Below are 12,354 nucleotides of genomic sequence, written 5' to 3'. Positions count from 1 at the left end.
CAAAGTCTATCAAAAAGCTATAGAAGAATTGAAACAAGGTAGAGCTATCTCATTAAATAAGATAAAAAAAGAATTAAATGTATGAAATAAAGTTTTCCAGAGATGTTTTTAATTTTTTGACGAAAAGGAATAAAAACTTCCAGAAAAAACTGGTTAATCGTTTTGACATATTAGGCAAAAATCCATTTAATAATTTTTTGGATATTAAACCTTTAATAAACAAAAAAGGACATTTTCGCTTAAGGGTTGGAAATTACAGATTTCTTTATGAAATTAGAAGTAAAGAATTATTGATTTATTGCTATAAAGCAGGACCCAGAGGTGATATTTATAAAAAATAAACAAAAATCTGATAAAAGATTTGACATAATTTTTAATTAAAAACAAATCTCATTTTGAGATGAATACTAAAATAACAATTCAAAAAGGAGTAAAAATGTTTAAAAAAATATGCATTTTAGAAAAGCTGATTCCTGTTGCTATATTGCTTATACTCACAAGCTGCGCTACTACTCAAAAGCAACCCATTGTTAAAGCAGAAACTTTTGAAAAACCTGAAATCACCAATAATTTAGATAATTCATTATCGGATTTGACAACACAAATTACCAACAGTATTGCTGAAGACGGGAAGAAAAAAATCGCTGTAATAGAATTTTCTGGCCTTGATGGCAATGTTACACAATTCGGTAAATATCTTGCTGAGGAACTCATTACCAGACTTTTTAGAACGAAGAAGTTTGAAGTAGTAGAAAGGCAATTACTGAACAAAATTATATCAGAACAAAAGTTGTCTATTACAGGAATGATTGACCCAAACTCAGCAAAAGAATTAGGTCGTATTTTAGGAGTTGATGCTATAGTATCCGGTACAATAACTGATCTTGGTAAAAGTTTAAAAGTTAACGCTCGGATAATATCTGCTGAAACAGGAAAGGTGTTTGGAGTAGCTGGAACAAAAATTGTAAAAGATGAGACTGTTGAAAAGCTGATGGGAATAATTTCTACTGTCCAAAAGGAAGAATTCCAAAAGGAAGAAGTTCAAAAGCAGATGGAAAAGAAAGAAATTTCTAAGGAAGCATTGAAAAAAGTAGAAGTGGAAAATTTTACATTTGAAGTACCAAAATGCAAAATATCACCAGGAGGCAAAGTAACTTGTGATTTGCTTATCACAAACAATGATAAAAAAGACAGGGAATTTAAATTATCTGCATATAATTCCAGAATATTTGATAATTTTGGGAATGAATATCAGGCAAAAGAAGCCCAGCTTGCAAACAAAGAGGGAATGCAGCCTAAAAGTTTGCTTGTTTCAGGTGTTCCTACGAGCTTAATTCTCAGTTTTGATAATGTTTCAAAAGAAGCAAGAAGTGTAGCATTACTGCAAATTTATTTTAATCTGTGGTCGTCGTATTTTGGTCATATAGATATATCAAAATCACCTAATGCGTGTTTACGCAATATTCCTTTGACAAAATGAGATTTATGAATAAAGTTATTAGAAACAAAACTTTAGCTATAATTATATTATCCTTGTTTCTTTTTTCTTTTTCTTATGCTGAGAAACCATTTTGGATAACGGATTATCCTTATGATGCTGATTTTTATGTTGGTATAGGTTTTTCAAGTAAAAATACTGAAAACTACACTCAAGAAGCAAAGAACAATGCAATCAATGAAATCGCTTCTCAAATTAAGATAACAATTTTTAGCGAAACTATTCATAAATTAATTGAAGAGAATGGTAGAATTGACGAGTTACTTAAACAACAAATAAATACATCAACAAAAGAAAGTCTTGAAGATGTAGAAATTGTTGATAATTGGGATAGTGGAGATAAATATTGGGTATATTGTAAACTTTCAAAAGAAAAATACAAGAAGCAAAAACAATTAAGATTAAAAGATGCTTTAAATAAATCCCTAAATTTGTTTTCTAAAGCAAAAGAGAGTGAAAAAGAATATGCTATTTCTAAAGCATTATCATTTTATTTTGAGTCATTAAAACCTATTGAGAAATATTTGAATGAACCATTACAAGTAACATATAATAACCAAAATATTTTTTTATTAAATGAAATTTATTCGTCAGTTCAGGATATATTAGATAACATTTCATTATTTCCGGAAATAGATAAATTTAATACAAAGCTGGGTAATCCCATAACAGAGCCAATTATAATTAAGGCAAATTATAGCAGTCTGAATAAAATCAAAATTTCAAATTTACCAATAAATTTCTCATTTGTTAGAGGTGAAGGAGATTTAGATTCAAAAGCAAAAACTGATAATTCAGGCAAAGCTATATGTAGAATCCACAAAATTACTGCACCTGATAAAATTCAAATTGTAAAAGCAGAATTTGACATACTAAGCTTAAATCCAGAATATAATAGCTCACCAGTTATAGTTGCAATATTAGAGAGTTTTAAAATTCCAAATACTAAAATAATAATCAATGTGGAAGGATTATCTGTATTTATCCGAAGTGAAGAAACTAATCTGGGAAAGAAGTTAGATTTTCCTTATATTGAACCAATTTTAAAAGATAATCTTACAAATTATGGTTTTTCTTATGTTGATAATGTCTCTGATGCTGACATAATGATAACAATAACAGCAGAGACAAGACAAGGCTCAAGAATTGAGGGAATGTGTTCTGCTTTTGCAGATGTATCAATATCCGTTGTTAATATTACTAATGGAGAAGAAATTTATAAAGATGCAATTTTTGATATTAAAGGATTCCAATTGAATTTTAACAAAGCTGGCTTGAATGCATTAAAAAAGGCAGCAAATAAAATTAATGAAGAGATTTTACCAAAACTGATAGAAAAAATAAATCTTTAAATTTATTCTCAAAAATTCAGTAAAACCCAAGTCGGGCTCACAGAGCACGACTCGGGTTTTTTACAGTATCTCTGTGGCTATTCATCAATTTCAATCTCTATCTTTCCTTTCTTGTATCCTTTCAGATTTTTTACAAAGCCAAGAATAACATCTTTAAATGTGTTTTGAACAAAAGGAACAATCTTAATTTCTTTGCCATCAATTTTTAAGGTTAATTGCTTACTTCTGTCAAGAACACAATCTGCACGAGTTTTTTCTCCAGTTAGAATTTTTTCAACCATCTCTTTGCAGGTGAATCCACAAGCTTTGCAACATTCTTCCGCTGGATAAGGAAGAACATCAAAAACTTTTTCTTCAACGATATCAGCCAAATCTTTTGCCTGTTTTTTTGAATGGAATACCTTGAATTTTTTATAAGACTTGTTATCGTTAGCATAAATTCCAGAAATTGCAAATACTGTTCCATCAACTAATTCATCAAGTTCTCCCTTAGATTTTGCACACACAATTTTTGGTAAAGGAAAAGTTTTCATTCCTTCAACAATAACATAATCAGCATTTAAATGTTTAAGCATTTCTTCTAATGCAAGCTGACGATGCCAGATTTGATAGGTTTCATTCAAACCACGAGCAAAAACTACACCTTTACTTGCTTTCCAATGCAACCAGGAATCCGAATTTTCAGTCTCCATTGTAAATTTTTCATAATGTATATCTTTTATCGTTGCAACCTTATATCCTCGTAATTTTAGCTCCTTTACCAATTCAATTACAGTAGAAGTTTTACCTGATTTTGTGTAACCCACTACACTAAAAACTTTCATAGCTACTCCTGACAAATTTAATCATTTTATAAACTGTTCTAATAATTCTTGTTTTTAACAACCAGACGGTGATCTAACAGGATTTATAATCCTGTTTTTTTTAATACAGACGGGACAGAGTCCCGTGTTACAATTACTCCTGACAAATTTAATCATTTTATAAACTATTCTAATAATTCTTGTTTTAACAACCAGACGGTAATCTAACAGTCCGCCAGTCCCGATGAATCGCGACTCCGTCTCGGAGCTGGCGGATATAATCCTGTTTTTTTTAATACAGACGGGACAGAGTCCCGTGTTAGTAAAATTTCCGTCACCCTCAAAGTCCCCGCCTGCCCCCGATTTCATCGGGATGCGGCGGGCAGGTCTGTGAATTTAAGCATGATAAAGAGATATTATCAATATAAATTCACTTATAGCACCAAGTTGAATAACATAGTCAAGCCATCTCAATTTATCTTCATATAAATAGGTTCGATTTCTGTATAAACGAAATGCCCGTAATTCTAAGGAGATTGCTCGAAAACGTGCATTGGCAATTGTTCGCGCAAGTACAGGAAATACTAGTGAAATATATGCTCGCGGTCTTTTCAAAATTGGTATTCTTTTTAGGTCAATGCCCCTTAATGAGAGTTCTTCCACGATGATATGAAACTGATTGTTAAAAGTTGGGATGAAATTAATTACCGATGCAACCAGGAAGGAAATTTCATACGGAATCTTCCAACTTCGTAACGCTAATAAATAATCATAATGTGGAATGTCAAATAAAAGACCAGCAATTAAGATTATGAGAAAAAAACGCAGAGAGGAAGTAACACCATAATTTATTCCAACCGATGTGATTTTTATAATATCCCATTGCCAAAGGACATCACCACCTCTTCGGAAAAGAATTTGAAAGAGCATCAAAGTAAAAATAATTTTTGTAAGATTTTTCAATCTATGCAATATCCTGGAAGATTTTTTCTTGCCAGGATGCATTAAAAACAGTAATAGAATGGAAAGAAGAATTAGAACGATTTGCACAAATATTTTTTGATAGATAACAGACAAAGATGTTATCAATATTACAATAATCAGCAATGTGCGAAGATTAATTTTCATATGAAAATCCTTTCACCACAAAGACACAAAGACACAGAGAAAAAAATTAGAAAAAGGATAAATTCAATAACTCCAATGTAATTTTCCTGTTCCTTTGTGTCTGATTGCTGACATGTATGTTTCATCTGAAAATGCATTTTTTTGTCCATTGTCCGAGGAGTCGTCATTGACCATCTTGTCAGGTCGTAGCTTTAGTGAAGACTGATCTATGACGAACCTACCGTTGAATATCTTTTATGTCAGGGAATTGTCCCTGACAACTCATAAAAATAAAACCACACGAACTAACACTAACAAAATGTTATTTATAAAATTTATCTTTTTCAATTATACTCTCATTTTCTATTTGAAGCCAACAATCAAAGAGTGGCTTATAGCTTTCAAACTGATGAGAGATGATAAGACATCCCTTTCCATTTTTCTTTCTGTTTTCTAATACTTGCCCCAATAGTTCAATTGAACTATTATCTAAACTGCTTGTTGGTTCATCCAATATCCAATATTTATCTTCATTCAGAAGTAATGAAGATAAGCCAATTCGCTTTATTTGGCCACTGCTTAGCTCCCAAATCGGTTTATCTTTAAAGTTATAAATATCAAAATATTCAAGAGCATTTGATCTTCTTTTTTCAAAAGTAGTGTTATTATTCAAACGAAATTTATGTTGCCAGATGGCTAAATCTTCATCAGGATTGGCAGCAACAACATTAGCTAAACTTTCTTGTTTTAGATAAACTACTTTGTTGGCAATTATATTTGCTGGTATCTTAGATAAATTTTTATTTTCCAGTAAAATGCAGCCTTGAAATCTTTTTTCCAGACCAGATAAAAGACGACAAAGTGTAGTCTTTCCACTCCCATTTTTTCCACTTAACAAAGTAATCTTTTCAAAAGTCAGTTCAAGGTGGATGTTTCTGAAAATCTGCTTATTTGATGAATATGAAAATGAAAGTTCGTTTATTTTGTAAATCGGTTTCATTCCTGAAGATTGTCTAAATCAATAACTTTATTTGAAATTTTTAATAATTCGGGTGAAGGATTGGCAATAAAAATTGTTTTTCCTTCATGGGATAATTTTGAAATTACATTTATAATTATTTGAATATAGTAAGATGAAAGTCCTGAAGTCGGTTCATCTAATAAAAAAATTTGTGGAGATAAGGTTAAAATAGAAGCAAAAGCAACTAATTTTTTTTGTCCAAAAGAAAGTGTAGCTGTTTCTTCATAACGCAAAGATTTAATTTGTAATAGAGTTAGAGCATCGTCAATCCGATTTTCAATCTCTGATGGAGTAAGTTTCAAATTTTCTGGTGCAAATGCTAATTCTTGTTCAACAGACGGAAATGATAATTGAAGTTCTGTTTCTTGCATCATTAAACTAAGTTTTGGTGCAATTTGTGGTAGAGAAAGATTCTCAATATTTTCATTCATCACCTTAATCTTACCACCAAATTCTCCCTTAATTATTTTAGGAATTACACCACAAAGTAAATAAAGAAAAGTTGTTTTACCGCTTCCGCTTGGTCCCTGGACTGCAACGATATCCCCCTTCTCAGCTTCAAAAGAGAAATTTCTGACAATCCAGGGTTGATTATTTGAATAGCGAAAGGATAGATTTTGAATTTCAAGACTTGACATAAGATTTTATTCGTAATCCAGAACTATTTTAGATTTGGTCTTTAAACTCATTATCGTTTACCCCGTTAGATGTTCTTATAACATTTAACTATTGGAATCTAATCGGTCTCGGCGCTCAGACGCATGGGATACTATCTAACGGGGTGAATTCTCGTTCATTAGCGGTTCTTTATTATTTCTAATAATTCTATATTTTTTTAATTTGATAAACAATGAATAGGATAAAAGTCCACCAATTATTCCAGAAAAAGAACCAATAAATATTGAAATAACAATTGGAATAAAAGGTAACCGCAAAAACAATGTTGATACAATTATTATTCCTGTAATATTTGCAAATACACAAATTAAAATATGGGCATAAACAGTATCTTTTCTTATTAGCAAAAGGGCTGTTATATCTGCAACTAATCCAGGCATGGTATAGCTAATTAAAGAAATCGCACCATGACTTGCAAAAAGTCCTAGAGAGAGCATTACAACAGCTTGAACCAAACCCACCAGGAATCCAACTCCTGGTTTTTGAACAATTACTACTGCAAGAGTAATCCACATCATATATAATCCCCCGGCAAGGGAACCTCCAGGGACCATTAATGGTGTAGAAATTAAATGAATAAGAGGGGCGACGATAGGCTTAATTGCTAATCCCAAAGCACTAAAGATTGCTATGTATAACAAATCTTGTGAGGAATATCTAACCAGCCATTTCATTTTTATATCTATTTCTGAAATTACTTATTCCCTAAATGAAAAGTAGATTTTTCGATAAAAGGAGACTTTCCGGGCTGTCATGGACCATTCCATGACAGGTGCACAATGAAACCTTCATACAAGGTTGTTTGCTCTTGGAGAATGGTTTGATAATACCTCCAAAATTTATTATTTTTTTGAAGGCAAAATGAAAAAGTAAGTATTTAAAAGTACATTCTCTTTCGCCTTTCCAAACACGGGAGGTATGTTCGTTTCCAAACACGCCCTATCGGTGATACATCATGCTACAGAGTTTAGAAGATATCACTCGGCTATAAATATGAAAATAAAATGTAATATTGCCTGTCAAGAAAAATAATTCACCAATTTTTTGAGGGACACATTTTTATAAGGATTTTAAATTTTATTATCTATTTTTAAAAACTGCTTGACATCTAATTCACACAGAATAAAGAACTTCTTTTTAAAAATATCAATATTTTCAATAGTATAGAGAAGGTTGCTTCGTGAAATTACATATAACAAAAGATATGTGGATTGAGGACATTTTAAAAAAGTTTCCCGGTGCACAAGAATTTCTTTCACAAAGAGACATTGTCTGTGTTATGTGTGGCGAACCAGTCTGGGGTACGCTCCATGACCAGATGGATGAAAAAGGCTTTTCTGATGAAGAAATGGATAGAATTATATTTGAACTTAATAAATTTATAAAAGATTCTGAGAAAAAATAATTAAGGAGCACAAGAAATGATTAATTCAAAATTAATAGTACCATTTCCTACAAACGAACCTATTCTTTCATATTCAGCAGGTTCAAAAGAAAGAAAATTGATAAAAGATAAACTTGCTGAGTTAAAATCTGAGGTTGTTGAAATTCCTTTAATTATTGGAGGAAAAGAAATTAAGACAGGTGATATGGGTGAGTGTAGGATTCCACACGACCATAAGCATCTACTTGGTAGATATCATAAGGCTGGTGAAAATGAAGTAAATATGGCTATTAATGCTGCACTTGAGGCAAGAAAAAAATGGGCAGATATGCCCTGGGAGGAAAGAGTTGCAATTTTCCGCAGAATTGCTGAATTGCTTTCTACAAAATATCGTCCACTTCTTAATGCAGCGACAATGCTTGTTCAGAGTAAAAATGTTCTTCAGGCAGAAATTGATTCAGCTTGCGAATTGATAGACTTTTTCCGCTTTAATACTTATTATGCTATGAAAATTTATGAGCGACAACCTAATTCATCAAAAGGAATCTGGAATATGACAGAACATCGGGCTTTAGAAGGGTTTGTTTTTGCTGTTACCCCTTTTAATTTTACTTCAATCGCAGGAAATCTTCCATCTGCTCCAGCAATAATGGGAAATGTCGTTCTGTGGAAACCCGCATCATCAGCAGTTTATAGTGCATTTTACTTAATGAAATTATTTAAAGAAGCAGGTTTACCTGATGGAATAATTAACTTTATTCCCGGTCCAGGTAGAAATCTTGGTCCCTCCGTTCTTTCAAATCCAAATCTTGCGGGTATTCATTTTACAGGGAGTACCAATACGCTTCAGACTATGTGGAAAATCGTTGGTAAGAATGTTCAGAATTATAAAACTTATCCCAGGATAATTGGTGAAACAGGCGGAAAAGATTTTATATTTGTTCATCCTTCTGCTGATGTTACAGCATTGAATACAGCGATTATTCGTGGTGCTTTTGAATATCAAGGACAAAAATGTTCTGCAGCCTCACGAGCATATATTCCAAAAAGCATCTGGACAGCATTGAAAGATAAGCTAATCGCAACCACAAAAGAACTGAAAATGGGAGATGTTGAAGACTTTACAAATTTTATTAACGCTGTTATTGATAAAAATGCTTTTGATAAAATCGTGTCCTATATTGAATTCGCCAGGAAATCAAGTGATGCGGAGATTATCTGTGGTGGAGAATATGATGATTCAAAAGGATATTACATTAAGCCGACAGTCATTTTAACAACAAACCCAAAATTCAAGACAATGAAGGAAGAAGTCTTCGGACCTGTGATTACAATTTATGTATATCAAGATAATAAGTATGAGGAAACTTTGCACCTGTGTGATGAGACTTCACCTTATGCTTTAACCGGCTCAATATTTGCAAATGACAGAGAGGCAATAATATTAGCTAAAGAAATTCTTAGAAATGCTGCTGGAAATTTTTATATTAATGATAAACCCACAGCAGCTGTAGTTGGTCAACAGCCTTTTGGTGGTGCGCGAGCTTCAGGCACTAATGATAAAGCAGGAGATATGGTAAATCTGCTCAGGTGGATTTCTCCTCGTACAATAAAGGAAACATTTGTGCCGCCAACAGATTATAAATATCCATTTATGGAAGAAAAATAACAATAATAAAATTATTCAAAATAGGAGTAAGTTAAAGTTAGTGAAAGTTCGTGCCTGCCCCGTGAAATATTTTTTGTTTACTAATCATACCATTTTTCTTATCAGTTATTTCACGGGGTAAATTTGTGGCAAAAATAATAAAAATTAAAAAAGAAAGGAATTAGAAATGCAAGAAATACCAAAAAATCTCGGAATTAAAAAGCAAAATTCTGGAGCTTATTGCGGAGAATGGCTTGATACAAGAGGTGAGGATATCGAAGTATTCTCACCAATTGATGATTCCCTAATAGCAAAGGTTAAGTCAGCTTCAGAAGAAGATTATGAGATCATATCCCAAAAAGCACAAGAAGCCTTTAAAGTCTGGAGAATGATTCCTGCTCCAAAAAGAGGAGAAATAATCAGACAAATCGGTTTGGAGCTTAGAAAGTATAAGAATGAACTTGGCCAACTTGTTACTATTGAAATGGGAAAAATTCTTACAGAAGGTTTTGGTGAAGTTCAGGAAATGATTGATATAGCCGACTTTGCTGTTGGTCTTTCTCGCCAACTTTATGGGAAAACAATGCAATCGGAAAGGACGAATCATAGAATGTATGAACAATGGCATCCACTTGGAGTTATAGGAATTATTTCTGCATTTAATTTTCCAGTTGCTGTATGGTCATGGAATGCATTTATTGCAGCTGTTTGCGGCGATACAATGATATGGAAACCTTCATCAACAGTGCCTTTAACCGCGATTGCTGTTACAAAAATTGCCCATAAGGTACTTGAAAGAAATAATGCTCCAAAAGCAATTTTTAATCTTGTTATTGGTAGAGGAAGCACCATTGGAGAAAAACTTATAAATGACAAAGCTATCTCTCTTACTAGCGCAACAGGTAGTTGTCAGATGGGTAAAAAAGTTCATCAGGCAGCAGCAAAGAGATATGGTGGGGTTATACTTGAACTTGGAGGAAATAACGGAATTATTGTTATGGAAGATGCAAATCTTGAGCTTGCTCTTAAGGCTGTTTTGTTTGGTGCAGTTGGTACAGCAGGACAAAGATGCACAACTACTCGTAGGGTGTTGCTTCATGAAAAGATATTTGATACATTTGCTGAAAGGCTGAAGAAAGCTTATTCTTCTGTTAGAATCGGAAATCCACTTGATGAAAACACCTTAATGGGACCCCTGATTGATCAATCAGCAGTAAGAGTATATATTGATGCTTTACAACGAATTAAAGAACAAGGTGGAAAAATAATTTACGGTGGCAAAGTGATAACAGAAAATGTACTCGGTGAATGCTATGTTAAACCGACAATTATTTTGGCAGAAAATGATATGCCAATAGTTCAGGAAGAAACTTTCGCACCAATACTTTATTTGATAAAAATTAAAAATATTGATGAAGCTATTAAATTTCATAATGATGTTCCACAAGGACTTTCATCTGCGATATTTACAAATAATTTACAATACGCTGAGCAGTTTCTCAGCCATTCAGGTAGTGATTGTGGTATTGCAAATGTTAATATTGGCACAAGCGGAGCAGAGATTGGCGGTGCATTTGGTGGAGAAAAAGAAACTGGCGGTGGACGCGAAGCAGGCAGTGATGCCTGGAAAGCTTATATGCGGAGACAAACTAATACGATAAACTGGGGTAAAGAAATGCCTCTTGCTCAAGGTGTGAAATTTGATGTTTAACCTCACCCCTAGCCCCTCTCCTATCCCAGTGAAATATCCGTCAGCTGACGGATTTCACAGGACAAGCAAGGAGATGGGAGAAAAAGTAAATTCCTTTTATTCCTGATTGAAGAGTATGTGAAAACTATTGCCCTCTCTTTGATAGGAGAGAGCTTGGGTGAGATAGAATAAGATTAAATCCCTAAATTACTTTTCAGCAACTTGATATAAAAATAATAAGAGTCTATTTTTTTTTATTGTCAAGCATTGAAAAAAGGCCACTCTGCGAGTGGGATTATTTCAGTTAAAAATGATTTAGGAATTTCAAAATTCTAATTACTAATGTCAAATAAAATGCCAAAGTCCAAATGTCTAATCGTTCATAATTCATCACAACTCCACTATTTATCAAGCCTGTCTACCTCAGTCAGGTAAGATTTTTTAAGTATCCATTTTTTTATTTTTGTCATTTAATCGAAAAATTTCACGACAACTTGTTGGTAAGTTTCATTTTTTAAGCGCCTAAGACTTGACAGAAGTTTAGAGATTTATGTAAAGAAAGAAATATTTTTTGTGTTTTTATATTTTTACAATGAATGAGATATGAAAAATAGATTGTTTTTATTTTTTTAAGAGATGTTATAAAAAAACTTTTGATTGACCTCAACCTCTAACTCCTTCTCCTACAAGGAGAAGGAGAATTTTGTCTTCCTCTCCTTTTAGGAGAGGATTGAGGTGAGGTTAAAAAATAATCTATTTTGCACAACTCATTTTACAATGAATTATAGGAGGTAATAATGTTGCAACAAAGTTTTAATCCCAATAAATTATGGAGAAAAATATTGATAATTGCTTTATTTATTTCATTAGTTCTTATACTAACTCTCTGCTCAAAAAAGACCACCTCATCAGAAGAGAAATTATTAGCACCATCAGATTTGCAAATTTCTTTAATTGAAAATAACAAAATACAAATTTTATGGACAGATAATTCTACAAATGAAACTAAGTTTCTAATTTCGCGAAAAATAGGAATATTTAATTGGCAAGAAAATTACGGAGAAGTTGAAGCTAATCTTACCACTTTTCCTGATGAAATACCTACAAACACAGATACAATTTATGCATATAAAGTAAGAGCATTTGATGGAGAAAATTATTCAGCATATTCTG

The 12,354-nt window shown here is 32.5% G+C and carries 12 protein-coding genes and 1 riboswitch; of the genes, 7 read left to right on the top strand and 5 right to left on the bottom strand.

The genetic code is table 11. The features are described from left to right. The first annotated feature begins 77 nt into the window (after positions 1 to 77). The 3 genes from U9R23_05695 (at position 78) to U9R23_05685 (ending at position 2,850) form a co-directional block, all read left to right on the top strand. Entirely contained in the window at positions 78 to 341 is a 264-nt protein-coding gene (locus U9R23_05695) for a type II toxin-antitoxin system RelE/ParE family toxin (GenBank protein MEA3475912.1), read from the top strand. A gap of 95 nt (positions 342 to 436) precedes the next feature. After that, complete coding sequence (locus tag U9R23_05690) at positions 437 to 1,480, top strand: FlgO family outer membrane protein (protein MEA3475911.1); 1,044 nt, start codon at positions 437 to 439, stop codon at positions 1,478 to 1,480. Between the two features lie 5 nt (positions 1,481 to 1,485). Then, positions 1,486 to 2,850, top strand: coding sequence for an LPP20 family lipoprotein (locus U9R23_05685; protein ID MEA3475910.1), 1,365 nt, complete (start codon positions 1,486 to 1,488; stop codon positions 2,848 to 2,850). Between the two features lie 77 nt (positions 2,851 to 2,927). On the opposite strand, the gene mobB is transcribed toward U9R23_05685, so the two are convergent. The 5 genes from mobB to U9R23_05660 all read right to left on the bottom strand — a co-directional run bounded on the left by mobB (position 2,928) and on the right by U9R23_05660 (position 7,133). Next, positions 2,928 to 3,674 (bottom strand): molybdopterin-guanine dinucleotide biosynthesis protein B, encoded by a 747-nt coding sequence (mobB, locus tag U9R23_05680; protein MEA3475909.1) that lies wholly within the window; start codon positions 3,672 to 3,674, stop codon positions 2,928 to 2,930. 375 nt (positions 3,675 to 4,049) lie between these two features. Continuing rightward, on the bottom strand, positions 4,050 to 4,781 hold the full coding sequence (locus tag U9R23_05675; GenBank protein MEA3475908.1) for an energy-coupling factor transporter transmembrane component T: 732 nt from the start codon (positions 4,779 to 4,781) through the stop codon (positions 4,050 to 4,052). A gap of 301 nt (positions 4,782 to 5,082) precedes the next feature. Then, positions 5,083 to 5,760: an ABC transporter ATP-binding protein gene (locus tag U9R23_05670; protein ID MEA3475907.1), complete on the bottom strand. Its 678-nt coding sequence runs from the start codon at positions 5,758 to 5,760 to the stop codon at positions 5,083 to 5,085. Further along, positions 5,757 to 6,419 carry an ABC transporter ATP-binding protein gene (locus U9R23_05665; GenBank protein ID MEA3475906.1) on the bottom strand — a complete coding sequence of 221 codons (663 nt, stop codon included), beginning with the start codon at positions 6,417 to 6,419 and terminating at the stop codon, positions 5,757 to 5,759. The genes U9R23_05670 and U9R23_05665 overlap by 4 nt, the downstream gene beginning before the upstream one ends. A 135-nt stretch (positions 6,420 to 6,554) precedes the next feature. Beyond that, on the bottom strand, positions 6,555 to 7,133 hold the full coding sequence (locus U9R23_05660; GenBank protein MEA3475905.1) for an ECF transporter S component: 579 nt from the start codon (positions 7,131 to 7,133) through the stop codon (positions 6,555 to 6,557). A 206-nt stretch (positions 7,134 to 7,339) separates the two neighbouring features. Continuing rightward, positions 7,340 to 7,458, bottom strand: a riboswitch (molybdenum cofactor riboswitch). Between the two features lie 181 nt (positions 7,459 to 7,639). Here U9R23_05660 and U9R23_05655 point away from each other — a divergent pair. The 4 genes from U9R23_05655 to U9R23_05640 all read left to right on the top strand — a co-directional run. Next, on the top strand, positions 7,640 to 7,864 hold the full coding sequence (locus U9R23_05655; protein ID MEA3475904.1) for a DUF1858 domain-containing protein: 225 nt from the start codon (positions 7,640 to 7,642) through the stop codon (positions 7,862 to 7,864). A gap of 16 nt (positions 7,865 to 7,880) precedes the next feature. Then, positions 7,881 to 9,512, top strand: coding sequence for an L-glutamate gamma-semialdehyde dehydrogenase (pruA, locus tag U9R23_05650; GenBank protein MEA3475903.1), 1,632 nt, complete (start codon positions 7,881 to 7,883; stop codon positions 9,510 to 9,512). Positions 9,513 to 9,678: 166 nt separating this feature from the next. Next, complete coding sequence (locus U9R23_05645) at positions 9,679 to 11,202, top strand: aldehyde dehydrogenase family protein (protein ID MEA3475902.1); 1,524 nt, start codon at positions 9,679 to 9,681, stop codon at positions 11,200 to 11,202. 776 nt (positions 11,203 to 11,978) lie between these two features. Then, positions 11,979 to 12,354 (top strand): fibronectin type III domain-containing protein (locus U9R23_05640; protein ID MEA3475901.1); only part of this gene is annotated, 376 nt, incomplete at its 3' end.

The organism is Candidatus Cloacimonadota bacterium (genome assembly GCA_034722995.1).
GTDB lineage: Bacteria > Cloacimonadota > Cloacimonadia > JGIOTU-2 > JGIOTU-2 > JAGMCF01.
This window is presented reverse-complemented; position numbering and strand designations above follow the sequence as displayed.

What these genes read in the sequence shown, in the direction of transcription:
- U9R23_05665 (MEA3475906.1), bottom strand. Translation starts at nt 6,419, where the DNA reads ATGTCAAGTCTTGAAATTCAAAATCTATCCTTTCGCTATTCAAATAAT.
- U9R23_05660 (MEA3475905.1), bottom strand. Translation starts at nt 7,133, where the DNA reads ATGAAATGGCTGGTTAGATATTCCTCACAAGATTTGTTATACATAGCA.
- U9R23_05685 (MEA3475910.1), top strand. Translation starts at nt 1,486, where the DNA reads ATGAATAAAGTTATTAGAAACAAAACTTTAGCTATAATTATATTATCC.
- mobB (MEA3475909.1), bottom strand. Translation starts at nt 3,674, where the DNA reads ATGAAAGTTTTTAGTGTAGTGGGTTACACAAAATCAGGTAAAACTTCT.
- U9R23_05690 (MEA3475911.1), top strand. Translation starts at nt 437, where the DNA reads ATGTTTAAAAAAATATGCATTTTAGAAAAGCTGATTCCTGTTGCTATA.
- U9R23_05670 (MEA3475907.1), bottom strand. Translation starts at nt 5,760, where the DNA reads ATGAAACCGATTTACAAAATAAACGAACTTTCATTTTCATATTCATCA.
- U9R23_05645 (MEA3475902.1), top strand. Translation starts at nt 9,679, where the DNA reads ATGCAAGAAATACCAAAAAATCTCGGAATTAAAAAGCAAAATTCTGGA.
- pruA (MEA3475903.1), top strand. Translation starts at nt 7,881, where the DNA reads ATGATTAATTCAAAATTAATAGTACCATTTCCTACAAACGAACCTATT.
- U9R23_05695 (MEA3475912.1), top strand. Translation starts at nt 78, where the DNA reads ATGTATGAAATAAAGTTTTCCAGAGATGTTTTTAATTTTTTGACGAAA.
- U9R23_05675 (MEA3475908.1), bottom strand. Translation starts at nt 4,781, where the DNA reads ATGAAAATTAATCTTCGCACATTGCTGATTATTGTAATATTGATAACA.